Origin of the sequence: Facklamia sp. P12955 (genome assembly GCF_050409565.1) — a bacterium.
Lineage (GTDB): Bacteria > Bacillota > Bacilli > Lactobacillales > Aerococcaceae > Facklamia.
Genome location: NZ_JBNUPF010000028.1, coordinates 1 through 18,937 on the forward strand (window position 1 = coordinate 1; position 18,937 = coordinate 18,937).

General features: G+C 34.6%; 15 protein-coding genes. 6 read left to right on the forward strand and 9 right to left on the reverse strand.

The annotated features are described in order from the left end of the window. The first annotated feature begins 209 nt into the window (after positions 1 to 209). On the forward strand, positions 210 to 872 hold the full coding sequence (locus ACQV2G_RS07795; protein ID WP_428874466.1) for a DsbA family protein: 663 nt from the start codon (positions 210 to 212) through the stop codon (positions 870 to 872). A gap of 293 nt (positions 873 to 1,165) precedes the next feature. On the opposite strand, the gene ACQV2G_RS07800 is transcribed toward ACQV2G_RS07795, so the two are convergent. The 5 genes from ACQV2G_RS07800 to infC all read right to left on the reverse strand — a co-directional run bounded on the left by ACQV2G_RS07800 (position 1,166) and on the right by infC (position 10,933). Continuing rightward, positions 1,166 to 6,997, reverse strand: a complete 5,832-nt coding sequence (locus ACQV2G_RS07800; RefSeq protein ID WP_428876535.1) for a Spy0128 family protein — start codon at positions 6,995 to 6,997, stop codon at positions 1,166 to 1,168. Positions 6,998 to 7,399: 402 nt separating this feature from the next. Further along, positions 7,400 to 7,675 carry a transposase gene (locus ACQV2G_RS07805; protein WP_428876540.1) on the reverse strand — a complete coding sequence of 92 codons (276 nt, stop codon included), beginning with the start codon at positions 7,673 to 7,675 and terminating at the stop codon, positions 7,400 to 7,402. Between the two features lie 2,147 nt (positions 7,676 to 9,822). Further along, a complete protein-coding gene (gene rplT / locus ACQV2G_RS07810; RefSeq protein WP_428874468.1) occupies positions 9,823 to 10,179 on the reverse strand; it encodes a 50S ribosomal protein L20 in 357 nt (118 codons plus the stop codon). 21 nt (positions 10,180 to 10,200) lie between these two features. Beyond that, a complete protein-coding gene (rpmI, locus tag ACQV2G_RS07815) occupies positions 10,201 to 10,398 on the reverse strand; it encodes a 50S ribosomal protein L35 (protein ID WP_258436501.1) in 198 nt (65 codons plus the stop codon). A 34-nt stretch (positions 10,399 to 10,432) separates the two neighbouring features. After that, entirely contained in the window at positions 10,433 to 10,933 is a 501-nt protein-coding gene (gene infC, locus ACQV2G_RS07820) for a translation initiation factor IF-3 (RefSeq protein ID WP_258436502.1), read from the reverse strand. Between the two features lie 412 nt (positions 10,934 to 11,345). Between infC and ACQV2G_RS07825 the strand changes: the two genes are divergently transcribed. Beyond that, positions 11,346 to 12,614: a serine hydrolase gene (locus ACQV2G_RS07825; RefSeq protein WP_428874554.1), complete on the forward strand. Its 1,269-nt coding sequence runs from the start codon at positions 11,346 to 11,348 to the stop codon at positions 12,612 to 12,614. A gap of 81 nt (positions 12,615 to 12,695) precedes the next feature. On the opposite strand, the gene ACQV2G_RS07830 is transcribed toward ACQV2G_RS07825, so the two are convergent. Further along, positions 12,696 to 13,874 (reverse strand): O-antigen ligase family protein, encoded by a 1,179-nt coding sequence (locus ACQV2G_RS07830; RefSeq protein WP_428876536.1) that lies wholly within the window; start codon positions 13,872 to 13,874, stop codon positions 12,696 to 12,698. A gap of 243 nt (positions 13,875 to 14,117) precedes the next feature. On the opposite strand from ACQV2G_RS07830, the gene ACQV2G_RS07835 reads away from it, so the two are divergent. From ACQV2G_RS07835 to ACQV2G_RS07850, 4 genes are all read left to right on the forward strand, one after another. Further along, a complete protein-coding gene (locus ACQV2G_RS07835) occupies positions 14,118 to 14,315 on the forward strand; it encodes a hypothetical protein (RefSeq protein WP_428874551.1) in 198 nt (65 codons plus the stop codon). A gap of 157 nt (positions 14,316 to 14,472) precedes the next feature. Beyond that, positions 14,473 to 14,631, forward strand: a complete 159-nt coding sequence (locus ACQV2G_RS07840; protein WP_428874555.1) for a serine hydrolase — start codon at positions 14,473 to 14,475, stop codon at positions 14,629 to 14,631. Between the two features lie 237 nt (positions 14,632 to 14,868). Next, positions 14,869 to 15,036, forward strand: a complete 168-nt coding sequence (locus tag ACQV2G_RS07845) for a hypothetical protein (protein WP_428874550.1) — start codon at positions 14,869 to 14,871, stop codon at positions 15,034 to 15,036. 235 nt (positions 15,037 to 15,271) lie between these two features. Continuing rightward, positions 15,272 to 16,510: a D-alanyl-D-alanine carboxypeptidase family protein gene (locus tag ACQV2G_RS07850; RefSeq protein ID WP_428874549.1), complete on the forward strand. Its 1,239-nt coding sequence runs from the start codon at positions 15,272 to 15,274 to the stop codon at positions 16,508 to 16,510. Between the two features lie 871 nt (positions 16,511 to 17,381). Here the strand turns inward: ACQV2G_RS07850 and ACQV2G_RS07855 are convergent. From ACQV2G_RS07855 to ACQV2G_RS07865, 3 genes are all read right to left on the reverse strand, one after another. Next, positions 17,382 to 17,612 carry a hypothetical protein gene (locus ACQV2G_RS07855; RefSeq protein ID WP_428874548.1) on the reverse strand — a complete coding sequence of 77 codons (231 nt, stop codon included), beginning with the start codon at positions 17,610 to 17,612 and terminating at the stop codon, positions 17,382 to 17,384. Between the two features lie 130 nt (positions 17,613 to 17,742). Beyond that, positions 17,743 to 18,039 carry a hypothetical protein gene (locus tag ACQV2G_RS07860; protein ID WP_428876538.1) on the reverse strand — a complete coding sequence of 99 codons (297 nt, stop codon included), beginning with the start codon at positions 18,037 to 18,039 and terminating at the stop codon, positions 17,743 to 17,745. 450 nt (positions 18,040 to 18,489) lie between these two features. Beyond that, positions 18,490 to 18,937: Cna B-type domain-containing protein (locus ACQV2G_RS07865; RefSeq protein ID WP_428876539.1), on the reverse strand; the 448-nt coding region annotated here is incomplete at its 5' end.

Sequence of the window (18,937 nt, forward strand, 5' to 3'; positions counted from 1 at the left end):
AGTGGGACATTTTGATTTGTGTTCTCTTGAGACATTATCATTTACGTTTAACAGGGTTTTCGTATATAACTGTTCATTGGTTGAAATATCTATCATTTTACGGCATACTATTTATTTGTGAGGTTTTTCACTCTAGGCGTATTATTATAGATTACACTATGTTTATGATAAGCTTATACTAAGAAAAAGTAATACGAAGGAGGAATAGTGTGGAAAATTATATGATTGATTATCACTTTAATGGTCAGGCAAAGTATTTTGACTTTTATTTGTTTGTCAATCCTTTAGGGCGAAAATGCTACTATTCCGAGCAAGAGATTAATAAGGCTAGTAAATTAATTTCTTCAAAGATTGACATTAATATTCTTTGTATACATAATGAAGAGATTTTAAATGACTTTATGCAGCGTTTAGGCATTATTCAACCTAGTTTAGCAGTCCGTAATGACCTCTACTGTAAACTTTATAAAGCTGCTTTAGCCGTAAAAGCTGCACACTTTCAAGGCAAACGTAAAGGCAGATGCTTTTTAAAAGATTTACAACAAAAAATTTATCACGATCTATCTCTTTTGAACGAAAACTTAATTATGGACCTTGCTGCAAGCAATGGTTTAGATTCAGATTTGTTCTATGAGGATTTCTATTCCGATTTCACACGAGAATTATATTTTAATGACCTTAAAATTGCTAAAGCCATGGGTGTTCATTCAACCCCTAGTCTTGTGATATTTGATTCTACCCGTGAAGATGAAGGGATTTTGCTCGAGGATAATGTTACTTATGAATCCGTTATTGATCATCTAGATTTATTACATTCACAACATTTAGATCACTCTGTTAAATGTTCTACCCATTTTAATTTATTGAAATAAGAGGTCGAGAGGCTTTCGTTTCAGAGATTGACCGCTTATTTCTTTCAATAGTTTTTTGAATGACTTTTATTATAATACTTAACTATCAACAATTATTTCCCTCCTAAAATTTTCCTCTCAAGTCTCACAGAGTAGACCTTTTGGGAGGCTATTTTTCATAAAAATTCACCCTTTTATAAGAATAAAACAGACGAATCAAGCGATTCGTCTGTTTTACTTGCCTTAAAAGTGATTCCATAACGTTCATTTGTTCGGTAAATTATAATCTACAAATGTCTTAAGGGTATCTATTCCTAAAATTTCTTACTTAAACCTTTTTTACCCAAAAGATAAATCATCAAACCAATAATCAAAACTGTCAGAGCTAATAATGAATAAGTAGTTTCTTCACCGGTTATAGGTAAAGTATCCTTAGTGTTTTCTTGATTTTTAGGGTTATCCGGGTTTTTCGGTTTTTCTGGTTTTTCTGGGTCTTTAGGATTTTCTGGTTCCTGAGTTTTTTCAGGGTCTTTAGGATTTTCTGGTTCCTGAGGTTTTTCAGGATCTTTAGGCTTTTCTGAAATTTCAGTATAAATATTTTTGAAAACAGCTATTGCATCATTTTGATAGGTGACACTTAACCTTAAGAAACCTGTCCCATCATCGGTTACGGTAACTACTACTTCATGCACTGAATCATCGTAGGTAATTCCTGCTTGATTGTCTGACACTTCACGTAAGGTATACGCATACTCGCCTACCGTATCAAATGATAATTCACTAAAGACAACTTTTCCATTGCTATCATTCGTGCCTGTTGCTACGACTGCATTGTTGGTATCCACAACTTCAAAGTTAAATTGACCCGCTACTAAGTCTAATCCTTCTAATTTTTTCTCTGCGACTAATGAAAGTACACCCTTTGCTGCTGTGTAACTATTTTTAAAGACAGGGATAGCTTGATCAGGATAAACCACTTCATGAACAAGTTGTCCTGCTCCATTATCAGTTACTATAATTGTAACATCATATATTGAATCATCATAAGTGATACCTGCTTGATCATCCTGGGTTTCACGAATAGTGTAATTATATTCTCCAACATTTTCGTAAGATATATCAGTAAATGCTACTTTCCCATCTATATCATTCGATGCTGTCGAAATAATTTCATCATCAGAATTTAGGACTTCAAAATTGAATTGACCAGCTATTAAATCAAGACCTGTTAATTCTTTTTTAGCAATTAATGAAGCTTTTCCTGGTTGAGTAGTATATACATTGGTAAAGACAGGAACCTTATTGTTAGGATATTCTACAACCAATTGTAATTGACCCTTCTCGTCATCGGTTACCTTAACGATCACATCATAGGTTGTTTGATCATACGCAATACCTAGCTGGTTATCTTTCTTTTCACCAATTTTATACCTATATACTCCAATTTTATCAAAGGTTAATTCACTGAAAACAACTTTTCCATTGCTATCATTCGTACCTGTTGCAACAACTTCTTCATTTTCATTAAATACTTGGAAATTAAACTGGTCTTTTTCTAGAGAAAGACCCTCTAATTTTTTTTCAGCCAATAATGATAGTTTTCCAACTTTAGGCGTATAAGAGTTTTTAAAGGTAGGTAGATCATCCTCTTCGTATTGGATATTAGTTGCTAAGTGCCCTTGTTCATCGTAGGTGACTGATATTAATACATTATATTGATTTGTATCATAAGTTACCCCTGCCTGTTGATCTATTTTTTCACGTATCATATATTGGTAATCACCTACTGTGTCAAAAGTAAGCGCTTCAAACACTATATTACCATTAACATCGTTCTTAGCTCGAGAAATAATCTCTCCATCCTCATTTAGTAATTCAAAATGAAACTGTCCGTCAGCTAAATTTAGACCTCTTAAAATCTTCTTTGCTTTTAACGGAGTCTTAACCTCTTTGGGTTCATTGATGATTGTTATTACATTACCATTGGTTGATACATTAGGTATCTCGGCAACTTCTCCATTTGAATTAAGTAATTGTAATTCGTAAGACTGTGGATTGTCAACCGAATAGTTAATTGTAAAATAAATTGATGATGCAAGTGTTTTAAAACCTTCAGGAGTTGATGTCTCAGTGAGAATATATTTTCCAGCTCTCAATTTATCTGAAATATAAATACCTTCCTCGCTTGTAAATACTTCCGATACTACCGTATCGACATTTCCATGAATGTCTATGTTTTCAATCTTAAATCCAACATCTCGTATAGCTTTTCCACTTTTAGCCTTTTTGAGAATTTTAAAATCAAGTTTTCTCCCTGTTCCGCCTCCACCAAATTGATACTGTTGAGCAGTTGTTTCAGTAACTGTTTCTTTAATAATTTTTCTCTCTTCTCCGCCCTTTAATGTAATGGTATTAGTAACCTGATAAGTACCAATTAAATTATCATTTAATCGTGTGGAGTAAGAAATTGTAATAGCTTGCGTTATTGTATCGTTTAAAGTCAACTTGAAACTTCTGTCATCTTCAGCGAAAGTAATTGAATAGTCTTCATTAATATTCAAAAGATTATTTGCGCTATCTCTAACTTTAAATGAATCAGTTAGATAACTATGTTTATCCGAAAGTTGATCTTCTATTATTGGATTCTTGATTGTCAGACCTTCCTCATTCACGGTAACTGTCCAATCAATGTTTTCGGTTAATTGGTTCTGTGTCCCTGTTTTAGCAACCAATCCACTGTTGTTATTTGCAAAATAATCCAAGTAGGCTGTATCTGATACACTAGCGACAACATCTTCTTTTTCGTATATCATTGATAAAGTAGTTGAATTAGTATATCTGTCCAAAACACTTTCATGAAATGATGGGAATTGCAAAATTTCCGTGTCATATTGTACTTTGTATTGATAAGATCCGTTTGGTAGTTGAATGACGAAACTATTGGAATCAGTGTTAATTGTCACATTAAGATTGTCGGTAATAAGGGTGCCACTTTGATCATAAACTTTAATGCTATCTTGAATTAAAGCTTGATCGCCTGGTATTGTGTCTGTTAAAACAGGATCTACTAAGTTAATGAGATTTGATGTGTTCGCATTCGCAGTTATTTCCCATGAGATAACAGGATTATCTGGAGTCTTGTCTAGGCTCACTGCTTCTTTGTTAACCGATAAAGCAGGGCTCGGAACTTTTATAAAGGCTAGCTCACTCCCGTTTGTATAAGTTAATAACGCTTTGTTTTGAATAAGATTTACTTCTTCTCCTGACGAAAGACTAGTTGTATATGTGAGCGTATACGGAACTGCATCAATGTCTCCTAATATAAGTTCAAATGATCCTTGACTTTCTTCAATGACCTGGTATTGGCTAGGATCAACTTCCTCTCCGTCTCTATATAGAAGAATATTAGACATGTCAGCTGTTGACGGAGAATATTGATCAGTGATTACTACATTAGCTAAAACGGCTTTTTTTGTATTGAAATTAATAATCCAATTAATGTGTTTATTACCTTCAGCATCAATCACAATGTTAGCTTTCTTATTAATACCTGCTTGACGTTTATAAACATTAGCTGTTGCTTCTTCCTTACCACCTTGCCAATCTAAAGTAACTTTATTTATTTGGTCGAGGTTATTGGCGTCATCTACGGTTGTAAGATATTTAATAGTATAAGTAGCATTGGTATCAGTACCAAATTGATAGGTAAAACCTTGACTTGGATTCATTATTAATGCAGTAGGATCAAAAGCCAAAGCACCTTCATTTGTAGAAGTTAATTCAAAAGAATCATTTACATACTTATAATTGCCACTACTAAAACTATCTTCAATTATTGGTTTAGTAAGATTAATATTACTTTCATTAAAAGTAATCTTCCATTCAATAAATTGCTCAGTTTTATCTTCGCTAGTTACATAAGAACCAACTTTTTTTATTCCTGCTTTAGGACCTGCTAAGTTAACATCAAAAGAAATTCCTGGTCCACTTTCCTCACCGAATAAGTAAACGAGTTCAGCATTATTAGCTATATTAGGTTCTTGCAGTCCTGCTGTCGTGTAATATGTTCGATAAACAAATATATACTTATGAGGTCCTGCATTCTGGACAGTCAGAGCAAATCCTTCTCGATTATCGCTATGTGTATAATTACGAATGTAGTAATTACTATTATCAATTAACTTTTCTGTTGTTATCTCATCTTGGTATAATTCATATGAAGATAAATCTGCAACATTAAAGTCTAATAAACTTTGATCAAACACATCTCGAATTGTCATGCTACCCATATTGATTCTTTGCGAATTAAGGGTAATTTTCCATTCAATATATGGCTTACCTTCATCATCTACCAATTGCTCCCCAGCTTTACCAAAAGTTGGAATAGTATTTATAACAACCGAGTCGGTTGCACTATTTTGTGGATCTAGATTATCAGAGATAATATTAGTGACTGTCCCCTGAACACCCAATTCTACTTCTGTCGAAAAAGTAATATAATAGGCTTGTCCTTGAGCATTAAGTTCTAAAGGAAAGCTTCCACTAACTGGTGTGAAATCTTCTGGGTTTAAAACATTGCCGTTACTATCAGGAACAACCTTACGCACTTTAATCGTATCTTTTAAAAGTTTAATTTTTTCTGTAATACTCTTCGTTTGAGAGTCCACTCCACTTATTAAATCTTCTAAAATTACTGTCCCAAGATCTTCCTGGCCATAATTATAAGTAACTTCCCAATCAATTATCGAGGGATCTTGCTCTGAGATTGAACCTTGTTTAGTAATAGTCGGTAGATCTTCATACCATGTTCCCTCAAAACTATCAGAAACAGGAGTTTCTGAACCATCTAGGAAAATTAATCCAGTATTACTGATAGTTTTAGCTCCTCCCCCATTCGGTCGATTAATTAATGTAGTATAGCTAATATCATAGGCATCTTCAATTGACCCTAAGTCAATTTCAAAGCGCGAATCACTTATTAACGGTGCAACCACTACTTCTTCTTGGCCTATCACTTGGTTTTCGTAATTACGAATGAGCTTTTCAACTAAGATACTTTCTGGTAAAAGCTCTAAATCATCACCAAAATAATCGGTATATGTAGCCTCTGAAACGGTGGCCATACTATCATTTAATCGAACGGTCCAATCTATATGTGTAGGGTTTGTCACTGGTTGTCCAGTTACATCTTTATATACTTTTTCTCCGTTTTCATCAATAATATAGGGTTGTCCTGCTATTTTTTTATCTTCCCCGTCATAAGGTATTTCCTCAGCAATGATAGTTGTTGTAAAAAACCCTCCTTCACCGTATGGAATGACAACCTCAATAACTTCTTCTTCAATCAATTGTGTTGTATCGAACTGTCCAGAAATCTTTATGTTTATATTTAAATCATCAAATTCCTTAGCCTTATCATTAAAAAGAATGGCAACTTCCCCATTAGTTACAGTATAAGTACCCACTTCTGTACCTTCCACCAGAAGTGAAACAGCTGCGGAACTTCCTTCAAAAATTTCTGGCAAAACAATAGTATAAGTGTCCCCAGCATTTATTACCGTATTAGGAGGACTAACTAGAGTATAATCAAGTATTAAAGCATTTAATTCTGATGGAGTAAAAGTTATCGATTCCCCATCAGGTAAAATGAATGTGTTATTGTCTGTTGTGGTGACAGTCATAACAACATTTTTCACCCAGTTGCCTTGAAGGACACTAAAAGTAACGTTTTCAGGAACCATTTCATTCTCTACAGCCGTTTCATCTATCGGAGGATCAATATTGTTGATGCCTTCTGGCGCTTTATCCATTGGGACTTCTGTTTTCTTTTGAGGAAGATGTTCTGCATCATCTTCTGAGTTGTTTGAATTATCCACTTGTGTCTCTTCGTTTAGATTATCATCTCCTATCTCTTCCAGAAGGGTTTCATCCTTTAAAATGTTATTATCCACATCTTTTTGTTCGCCAGCTTTATTCTTAGTCCTAGTTTCGAGCACTTGGCCATCGACAATTTTTTCATTCTTTACCATGGTAGTAGTATCTGTATCAAACACCTGCGAAACTGCGTACATCGTTTGTGGTGAGAAAACGATATTCAACAAAAGCATCATTGTCAACACTAAATTAACCATTATTTTTTTATTCATTACAATTCGCCTCCTTATTAACTTTTGCTCAAGCTCACTTTATCCTTGCTGATAATTTCTTCATATAACTCCTTTCTAATTCATAAAATCTCTCACATTAGTGTCTTTATACCCATAATATTAAGTCAAGCCCATAATCCTGTGTGAATTACACTGCAATGTTTTAACAGTCTCTTGTTGATCAAATTTAATACGCTTTCTTATCGAACTGAGCCATTGTCATATATATCCTTCAAGAAGTTTGGTACTTTTTATCGATTGTGATCTTTACGAATCACAGTCTATTAAAAGGCAACTTAGGGACCAATGTCTAAAGTCTCACAGACTTTAATATATTTTATTTGATCGATACCATCAGTAATCAGTGTTTTTTAGCCTCTGTGCTAAGTTGATAGTCATAAATTAAAAATTATTTTTCCAAGACTCCACGAAAAAGTTTGAGGTTTTCTTGGAAATAGTCACAAAGATATTTCGTAAGAAGTTAATTTGATGTCTTTGCCAACTTGCCTTGGTAACCAACTGGCGAATCGCAACAACTAAGTCTTTATAGTCATCGGAAATGACAAACTCAGTTCCTTGTAGACCGCCTTCTTTGAGTTGTTTTAAAAAGGAGCAAGTATCATTATTCTCTTCATTTTGAATCATAAAACCTACAGTTTCACGCTTGTCCTCATTAATTTATCCAAGCGAATATGACAGCTTTTAGAAATAATCTAATTTTCTTCTCATAACTTAATGTAAGAAAGATCGGTCATTAGATAAGGAGAAGGAATACCTATAAACAAACAATTATGCCCATCATGGACCATTTAATCTAATTGTTTCGCCAGAGTGGAAACGTTGCTTTCCAGCATAGAAAGAAGGAGACCTTTCTCCCTCCACTGTTAATGCTCAAATGTCGTAAGTGAAAGTTGCCATCACTCCTTCCTAATACCTTTCGGTGAAAGTTTGCTTATCCTAATTATAAAGTCTGACTCATCATAGCGATTCCGTTGACTCTGACACCCTTCGAATCACCTGTAACCATCAGCTTGAATAAATTGTTTTTGTCAATTATTCATTACTTTTTTTAAACATGGTTATTAAATGTTTTAGAGACATTCCCCTTTATCGATTATTTAATAATGCTTTAAACTCTTCATTATTCAATGTAAGATGTTCTTAGCCTCTATAAAAATCTACTAGGTATGTTTTATAGCAAAAACATCGCGCCGTAAAAGGGGCTTTATATGGACTTTCATAATCTACACAATTACATGGACTTTATCCCATATTAACACAATATTGTGAATTGTAGCAGTATTATGGTTAAATTTCAGATTAAAAATTTCCTACTAATTAAATTTTAACTAATTGAACGTAAAAGAAAAATAACTTTTCTATTAGTATCAAGAAACTATTCTTTTTAAATTTAATTATGTTTCAAAATGTTTACTTCCATATAAAACAAAAAACCAAAATCAAGATTCCCTTGACTTTGGCTTCAACATATTATGATTCTATAAATTATAGGGATCATTCACAAAAACACAGACATTTAATGTATTAAAAGCATGTTCTACTATATAGAAAGAAGTCTGTACATGACTAATAAGATAGAACAGTCCTCAATACTAAAGACCCAAACATTAATTTCTCTCATAATTGAGTCGCACAAGTCAAAAATAATCACTATATTTCTTGCGCCTTAAGTTCTCCTGTTCACCCTTTTCATCCTTGCTCCTACTATCATAAGGAAAAGACTGTCATTAAAAGGCTAACTATTTACCTATTATTAGCTCCTTATAAGGCTTAGGAAAGGTCTGTTTTTGTCTGAACAAACAAGCTTTGATCACCACACTTTCCTGCTCAGAATAAGCCCTTGTAGATACATTGTTTCATCTCTAGTGCTACCAAACAAAAATAGCGTGTTTAACAACCCACACGCCCTCAAAAAAGATGATTGCTTATCAAACATATCTATCTATAAGTGCATCATGTCATAATTGCCTTCGCTTCCGTTTCTCATAAACGGCCACCGACCCTCCTTTAAAAGATTTGTTTGATAAGTTTAAGTCAATTCCAACAGTGAAGGGGGCTATAAGCTTTGCTAGTGCAATGTCATTCCCCATCAAGTCATAGATGTTGTAGAAGATGTCACTTAAAATATCTAAAAAAGTGCTTTTACCGTTATAGTCATCATGAATAAAATAAGGTAAAAACTATTTTCATTGACTGATACACAGCCTACATTGCCTTAACTTGCCAATTGAGCCCTAATACTTTGATTATTATTGAACGGTTTCATATCGTTGTTCAATCCCTTAATCCTGAATTAAATCGGTTGCACATTCATTGGATAAATCAAGTACATCATAGAGACAAGCGCTCTACAATAAATCAAAAGATATTGGGGGACTGTTTTTGAACAATACCGACAATAGGGACAATGACCTATAAAATCAGAAGCAAGTGTTTAAAAGCACCTATCAAATGATACAAAAGCTACACTATCCCTTAGAAAAATTTAGTCACAAAGCATTTAAGGTCTTACTCCGTGACAATTCAACCTCCCGGCTATCATCTAGGTTAAGAAGAACCTTCGGAATCCCAACAACTTTCTTGAGATTACCTTCAACCATCCTGAACTAACTAAGGGGTGATCAATAAATTTAAAGTGCTTAAGCGCAATGTCCATGACTCCCGAAACTATTGTCATTTTAAAGATAAAATCTTTTAACGCGAGACAATTTGTATCCGAAGAAAAAGAAAAAGAGACCAAACAGATATTAACTGCTTAGTCTCCTTAATTTATCATCAACCCTATTTGATATAGAGTCTATTTTTTAAACTAATGCTTTTTTGGCTTCCTCAACCAAAGCAGTAAATGCTGCTGCATCATTGATAGCAATATCTGCTAACATTTTACGGTTAATTTCGATTCCGGCTTTTTTCAAACCATTCATTAATACAGAGTAACTCATATCATTTTGACGAGCTGCTGCATTAATACGTGTAATCCACAAACGACGGAAATTACGTTTGGTTTGACGACGGTCACGAAAAGCATACATGTATGACTTCATAACTTGCTGCTTAGCTGTCTTAAATAATTTTGACTTTGCTCCGTAATAACCTTTAGCTAATTTTAATGTACGTTTACGACGTTGACGTGTAACATATCCACCTTTTACGCGTGCCATGATTTTCTTCCTCCTTTATTCCTATAAAGCTGAAATTTGTTGCTTAATACGTTTCATATCTGAAGCAGAAACTAAAGCTGATTTTCGTAGTTGACGACGTTGCTTTTTAGTTTTACCGTGGAAACGGTGGGAAGTAAATGCACGTGAACGTTTCAATTTACCTGTACCTGTTTTCTTAACGCGTTTTGCTAAACCGCGGTGAGTTTTTTGTTTTGGCATAATAATCCTCCTATATTCCTACTTATTAATCGTATTATGATTCTGACGAGGGTGCGAGTATGGTAAACATACTACGGCCTTCCATTTTAGGTTTTGACTCAACGGTCGAAACTTCTTTTGTATCTTCAATAAAGTCTTCCAAAACATCTAAACCTAAATCCTTATGGGTAATTGACCGTCCTCTAAACCGGATACTTGCTTTCACTTTATCGCCTTTTTCCAAGAACTTGATTGCTTGACGTAATTTCGTCTGGTAATCATGGTCATCAATTGAAGGACTGAGACGTACTTCTTTAACACTGACTACTTTTGTATTCTTACGTTGTTCTTTTTCTTTTTTCTGTAACTCGTAGCGATATTTACCGTAATCCATAATCCGTGCAACTGGCGGATTAGCTTGCGGTGAAACGAGCACGAGGTCCAAATCAAAAGATTCAGCAATCGTTAAAGCGTCTTGTAGCGATTTAACTCCAATTTGTTCTCCATTATCACCGATGACGCGCAATTCCTTAGCGCGAATTTGCCCATTAATCAATGCTTCTTTAGCGATATGAGTCCACCTCCATAATTTTTATGAGTGACAAATAAAAACAAAAAACAGCCCGTTTGTATACGTGCCGTCTCTATCAATTTACAAAAACAGAATTTTCTGCTCCATAAATGATTTGCCCTACATCTTCTAATGTCCGGCGAGAAACGGTTTGTTTCTACTTGTTTTCTCAACTTATACATTGTATCACACTTCATTTGATAAATCAAGTTAAAATTCTTAGAGCATTCTAGAGTGTCTAGAGTTGTCAAACATATGTTACACAAGGTGCTTCTAAATGGGCATGCTTATGTCTTAGCGTCTAGCCCTCAAATTCTTAGAGCGCAAATTTCCTTTAGCTATTAATCATAATTGATGATATAATACTGCAGAAATCTAAATATTAGGAGTTTTTTTAATGGACTTAAAAAAAATTATAATAGGAACGATTATGATAGGGCTGTTAACAGCTTGCCAAAATACCTCATCCCCTGAAGTGAAAAGCTCTTCAGTTGACTCATCTAACAATCAAGCTTCATTAGAGGATTCTCAATCATTACAAAGTCAACCTTCTTCCTCACTTGAAAAGTCAGTTGCTGATGAAGATGATCAAATATCTTCTACTAAAGAAGAGAGTAGGGAAACAACTTTATCCAAAACTGACAAATTAAGAAAAGCAATTATAAAAAAGCAAAACAACTCAAACGATGATAAAGAAGAGACAAACGAAGACTTAGAAGTTTCTTCCATAGAGCCTAACGAAAGTACCGAAACAGTTAAAAAAGATAAACCAATAGTTGAAGATGACGGAACAACCGATAAGGAAGAAACCACCTCTGCAAGTGGTGGAAAAACAACTATTGAAACTACACAAGAAGATGATACCGAACAACAACCAGCCGCTTCATCATTTTCCTTAGATTACGATCAATATGACTCCGTTCAAGAAATTATCGAAGATTTAATTGATGAATATGGCGTTGATTCTTCTAAACTAGGTATTGCTTATCAAAATTTTGTAAGTGAAGAATCCTATTACTTAAACGAAAATGAAGCACGTCATGCAGCTTCTACCAACAAAGTGGGAACCTCCGTCCTATATCTCGACCTAATTGAAGCAGGTGTCCTAAGTTGGGATAGTCAACTGCCTGCTAGCGAAAAGGATTTAGAAGAAGGTGATGGTAGAATCACCAATAATCCCTTACGCTCATATTATAGCTTAGAGGAATTGATTTCTAACCTTCTAGTCTATTCAGATAATACTGCCTGGAACATTTTAATCGATTATTATTACGAAAATTATGGTGATTATCGCAATGACTTAATCGAACTATCAGGCATTAATAATAAACCGATTGCTTTAACTCAAAATATGAACTATGCGACACCCAATATGCTAATCGGTTATCTTAATAAAATTGCTTTCGATGATAGCTATCAACCTATTATAAACTACATGTTAATCGCACAAAAAGGACAACGATTCAAGCTGTACGTTGATAAAGGAATGGCTACTAAATATGGTCAGTATGGTAATGGTTATCACGATACAGGTATATACTTCGAAGACGGAAAGCCTATATATAGTCTAGTGCTAATGACCAACGATCTGGGTACACTCGATAATTTTATGGGGGATTTAAATTTACGCGTAAATGAATGGTACCATTACCAACAGATTCAATAATAATCACATCACCCACGCAACTTCTTCAACAAACGTTGCGTGGGTGAATTTTGTATTCAAAATTATTTGATCAACATACTTTTAAACTTCATTTTCCAATTGTTCGAGAACACAAAAAGGGACCACTAGAATACTTAGTAAGATATAGCCTGTTTGTATCCAAAAAATTCCCACATCCATCATACCGTGAAAAAGAACGATTACTAATATTGACACAATGAGACCTAATTCTAGTCTAATTTTAGGTTGGAAGACTCGTTCAACTACATTCCTAAAGTAATGACTAAAAGCCATTGTTAAAACCATTAGACCTACAATACCGTAATTAGCTAGTGTATCAATCAATAACTGGTGGGCATGCATTTTTCCTTGATCTGCAAACAAATAATAAAAGGTAACATAAGCCATAGGCCCTCTTCCGATTAAGGGACTTGTTATAAATATTTGCCATCCAGTATACCAAATTGCAAAACGGTCATCAAAAGCATGCGCCAAAGTAGTAAACCTAGGTAATAATTCAGGTTTTATAAACAAAGTTAAAAAACCTCCTGCTAAAGCAAAACCAATCCCCCATGCTATTTTAGGCTTTAAGAAAAATACCATAAGGACAATCCCTACAATACAAGTAGGAATAGACCATCTCGAAGCAGTTAAAAATAAACTAATTAAATTTAAGAAGATGACTATCATCGATAACCAACGATCAAGTGGTCGCTTTGTTTTCGCCATTAAATAAATAGCCATTACTAAAACCATGGCAATATATAGTCCATAATAATTAGGATTAAAAAACGTTGCTTCTGCACGAATTTGCGGATTATGATACTTAAAAATATAAAATAAATCGTAACCATTCATAAAAACATAGTAAGTATATCTTACAAACGCTAGCAAAGCTAACGGGATAGACCCCCATGTGAAAATTTTTATCTGTTTTAAAAAAAGCTGAGGAGTAATTATTTGAAAATAAAAATTAAATAGTAAAAAAAGTAAAAAAAGAACAAATGTGACGGCAACTCCGATATAATTCCTAAAGTAGATTGATATGATTAAACTATATATCAAAAAGATAAATAACCAACTCTGTTTGCGCATTATCTGTCTCAAGTCTCGACGGTGTTGAAATAGAAGATATAAGGTTGTTAAAAAAATAACAGCGCTACCAACATAAAAAGGTAATAAGACTGAAATTGACACCAATAAGAATAAATTACCTTCAAGATTTTCACTTTGAGTCAAAGATTTCAAATTCACTACCATCCACCTCCATGACTAATATTTATTATTATAGCAAAAGATGCTCTATATATTCATTAAGTAAAAACAGATTTTATCTTGAAGATTATTCATAAAGTAGTTATTATTAACCAAATACAGTTCATCTCAAAGCTTAAATGGACTCGTTATTTAGAAATAAGTTCAATGTTTATGTGGTTGACACCGTATTTCTTACATTATCTTAGGAAATGCTCATGTCGATAAAAACTTTTTATTAGCTTTTTTATGATATTTCTAGTTGACTGCCAGCAGGACTCTCATTCTCCTTCTGATAGCGAAGAATCTATTACAACTGCGTCAGAAAGACTAAGTACAACTATTGAGACTCAAGAAACCAGCATGGATGAAAAAATCGGATTGAAGAACATCAAGTTACATCCTATTCAAGAAATTATGATTCCTATCGTTCAGTTACTGATTTAGTGAATGATTTAATAAATGACTATAATTCCCCATCTTCTCGTCTAGGCATTTCCTACTATAATTTTTCACTAAAGAATCTCACTTTTTAAACGAAATTATCGGCCAATATGCTCCTTCTAGCAATAAAGTTGGAACGGCTGTTCTTTACATCTAATTAATTGAAGAGGGAAAACTTAACTGGAAAAGTCAATTGCCTGCCAGCAATGTTGATTTTGAATCAGGTGCAGAAAAAAACACCCATAGTCCCATTCAGTCTGAATACCAATTAGAAGAGCTGATTGAAAATTTATTAGTGTATTCAAATAACATCGCTTGAAACATTCTGATTAATTATTATCAAAACAATTTTGGAGACTTTAAACGTGATTTGGTTGAAAAATCAGGGGCTAGTCAAAAGACAGAAAGTCTTTATGATCAATATAACTATGCTACTCCTAATACTTTATTAGTTTAACTAAAACAAATTGCCCAAGATAAAGAATATTTACCTCTAGTTAGATACATATCCATTTCTGAAAAAGATCAACACTTTAAGCTTTATATCAAAGGTGGTATGGCTGCTAAATATGGACAACTGGATTATGCCTATCACGGTACAGCTATTTATTTTGAAAATGGACACCCTATCTATGCTCTGGTTCTAATGAAAAGAGAAATTGGGACAGTGGATCAATTTATGGGAAAACTTAACCTTATTATCAATGAGTGGTCTCTCTATTAAATTTCTCCCAATAAATAAAACTATTTTATCAAAAATTACTATGTTGTAATCTCTTTTATTTTTACCAATCAACATTTAAAATTGCGCTTTTCATAACTGTGAACGAAATTTGATGCTTCTTTGATTTTTTAAATTTCATATCTCAATTGGACTTAAATTGAGATTTCGCTATAATAAAGAATAGTTTATTGACTAGTTTTAACGTTAGTCACACCCATTTTAAGGAGGACAGCCTATGCCTATACATTCAATAAATTGGCAAAAATTTTTTAAAAAACTTGTTTTAGTCATGCTTTTTAGCAATTTATTCAATCAAGCTATTTCAGCCCAAGTTGAAAATTTATCTAAATTGCCTGATCTGTCTAGAGATATTAATAAGGCCAAAGAATACAAGACGGTCGTCATGCCAGATGATTACCCAGAGGAGCTAACCAGCTTTTTTGATAGTTCAATTAGTTCAAGATCCTTCATTGTGGTAGATGTTGAAACAAATCGAATTTTAGCTCAAAGAGGAAGTAATATCCCCTATCCAATTGCTTCTACAACTAAAATTCTTACAGCCTATCTTACTTATAAAGCAATTGAAGATGGGAAAATAAAAATTACAAGTGAAATTGAAGCTCCCAGTGATCTAACTCAAGCACTCTCTGATAACCCTGAGTTAACTAGCACCCCTTTAATAGCTGGTCAAAAATATACTGTAGATGATTTACTTCATGCTTTAATTATGCGTTCAGGGAATGATGCAGCCTCTTTACTGATGCGAGAAATCTATGGTTCAGAAACTGCAGCTGTTCAAGCGATGATCGACCAACTTAATAATTGGGGCTTTGTAGATTTCGATTTATACACAACTTCTGGTGTCCCTAATGAATTTATACCTGAAGATTGGCGTATGGCTGGGTCTCTAGCTAGTAATGAAAACGCAATGTCTGCTCAGGACCTAGCTTTGATGACTCAAAATGTCATTAAAGAATTTCCAGAAATTTTAAATATTTCTTCTGCTAAAACTTATGTTTTCCAGGAAGATGGCGACTTTAGCCAAGTTTTTAATACCCCTAATCCTCTTTTACCTGGTCAATCATTAGGAAGAGAAGGAATTAATGGCCTTAAATCCGGTCTCACAGATGGTGCAGGAGATAGTTTTGTAGCGACAGGCAAGGAAAATGGGCGTGAAATTATTGCCTTATCCATGGGGAACTTTATCCAAGAAGATGGAAGTTATTCTTCTTCTTATGATCAATTAACCTTGATTCTTGATGCTTTAGCTGAACATCCTGATTTATATCAAAATGAAAACTTACCCCTTAATCAAGTCACTCAATCCAAAGTTGAAGAAGAGCTTAATGAAACTTCCATAGATGGTGAAGAAGATAATGAGTCTCAAACCGAACAAGAAAAAAACACTTTAGAAAATCGAAGAGATAATCCAATAACTAACTTTATTAAAAGAATATTTGACAATTTTAGATGATTAAAAAGCAGATCTCCTTTAAAAAGGAAACAGTTCAGATTGGAGATAAATAGGCTTAATACTACCCAAGGGGACTCAGCCACTAATGATTGTTTGTTCCCCCTTTTCTTTTCTTCCTAACTCATATAATCTTGATAAAGGTTTTCTTGATGTCATTCATGAACTTAGTATATATCCTTACATAGATGATCCGGAAGTGCTGAGGAATGTTTACGGATAGAGGAAGCGAGGGCATCGCTAACACGACGAACGGTAGGAAGAGAGACCTAGGTTTGAGAAGTAATCTATTTTGGGACGAAGTATCCGGTGTCAAGCTAGCATTTTTTCTGCTTAGTGGCACGCAACATAAAGCAGTTTTTTCAACCAATTTTGCTTCTGCAGTGAAGGTGCGACCACAATTTCTACAAAGGTAACATTTTTTAGAAATAAATAGCAAGATTGATCTGCACATTCCAAATGGGTGATTCTAGAGGATCGCGTGCCGTTTTTAACGACAACTCCTTTCTTTTGGCAACAAAGACACATATGAACAGGATAGGTCAGTGCACACTTTATTTGAAGCTTATTTTTGATCTTTTCCACACAATTATCAGATATAAATTGCAAATAAAACTTAGCCATCTAGAACAAAGGAGTCCTCGCCTTAACAAACACTTCGTGAGCCGTGGCGTAACCTAATATCTTTCGAGGCATGGCATTCATCCATTGTTGAATGCGATGAATATATACTTCTGTATACCTAGCTAGAAATTCCCCCCTTAGGAATATAGCGTCGAACGAGACGGTGTGGGTTTTCACTTGTGCCACGTTCCCAGGATGAATAAGGGTGAGCGAAATAGACCTCAGCTATAGAGGATACGGCTTTTGTGAGCTAACTGAATTCTGAACCGTTATCACTTGTAAGGGTCTTAAAGAGTCGCTCAGCTTCCTCTCTTAGGGATTTTATTAGCTGAGCGATCGCTTGATGAACAGCCTGACTTGTCTGATTTTCAAGCAGAATAAGCAACTCAAAGCGTGAATGACGCTCAACCAACGTCAATAGTGCTGGTTCATCTTCACCACGTGGCCCCCACAACGGTATTGATTTTACAATGTCCCCCATTCCTCTCGGTCTTCTACTTTCTGAGGGTGTTCTTCAACAGACTTACCTAGGATTTTGCGGCCTCTTGGACCCGGTTCAAAAGCCTTGCGCAGTTTGCGTGACACCTTTTCAGGCAAATCAATATTCTTCGTTAGCTTGAGCCCCATATTGATCCAGTTATCGAACGTTTTCGTGCATGGAATCGACTCTTTACAGAATAATTCATGACGCTTAGCGTAACAACAACCGCATCAGGGCTCCACCCCTTATGGAGTATCTTTTCATCCACCCAATCGATGAAGTCCTTATTAGTAATCCATTTAGCTTGTCGACCCGTTTCATCGTGCAAGTGGTCATATGCCGTTTGCCCAGTAACAGCACTGTAGACATCCCAGAAGTAGATAAAGGTCTTTCCTTTTGCGGATTGTTTGCATTTTTGAGTAACCATGCTACGTTTCACTTTTATATGAATGGTCTGTGGTGAACGTCCGAGTAATCGAGCGATTGCTCGGTTTGAGCCATGTAGAGTCTGCTAATCTATGTTTGTGTTGTTACTACATAGATTAGCAGACTCACTGGCTCTTCTTGTATTTTAAATGGCTAAGTTCATTTTACAATTCACCCACAATTATCAGATAATTTTACGTTAGGGTCTTTTATATGGAGTAATTTTCGTATATCATGAGTCATAGCACAGAGTCCTTTCTATTTTAGTTACCACTTTTAATAGATCGGACTTCTGTGTTTTTATGTACCAAAAAATAGGGTTGAAGGAAGTGTTTTTTCTTCCATCAACCCTATTTATTATAGAGCCTCAATATTCATTGACATAGAGTATATGCTTTGGATGAATTAGGCTCTTTTCTCATCCTTTACATAACGTAACTACTAAGTATTATTATCCTTTTCTTCTTTTGTAAGTTAAAACTATTAACCCAACAAATAGATTGAGCCCTGCGACAAGTGACATAATTAATTGGTTTTCTTCACCTGTTTTTGGTAAAGGGTTCTGATTAGAATCTTTCCCCCCTTTATCCTCTTCATTTATTCCCGGTTGAGAAGGTACATGCTTATTGGTAATATTGTAGCCGTTGACAATGGCTTCATAGCCTTCAACCGCTTCTTCCGCTACAGTATAGGTGATAGCCTTACCTGCTTTATTAACAGGTAGATTGCTAAAGCTATAGGCCCACTCATCGTCTGCTGTAACGGTTTGTTCCGCTACTTTTTCACCGTTTGCTAAGAGGTTCACCGTGATTTCTGCTGGACGTATACCATCTTGATTGTTGGCATCGTCCCAGGTTTTTACCCCTTCAATAGTCGTCACAAGTGGTACATGCTTATTG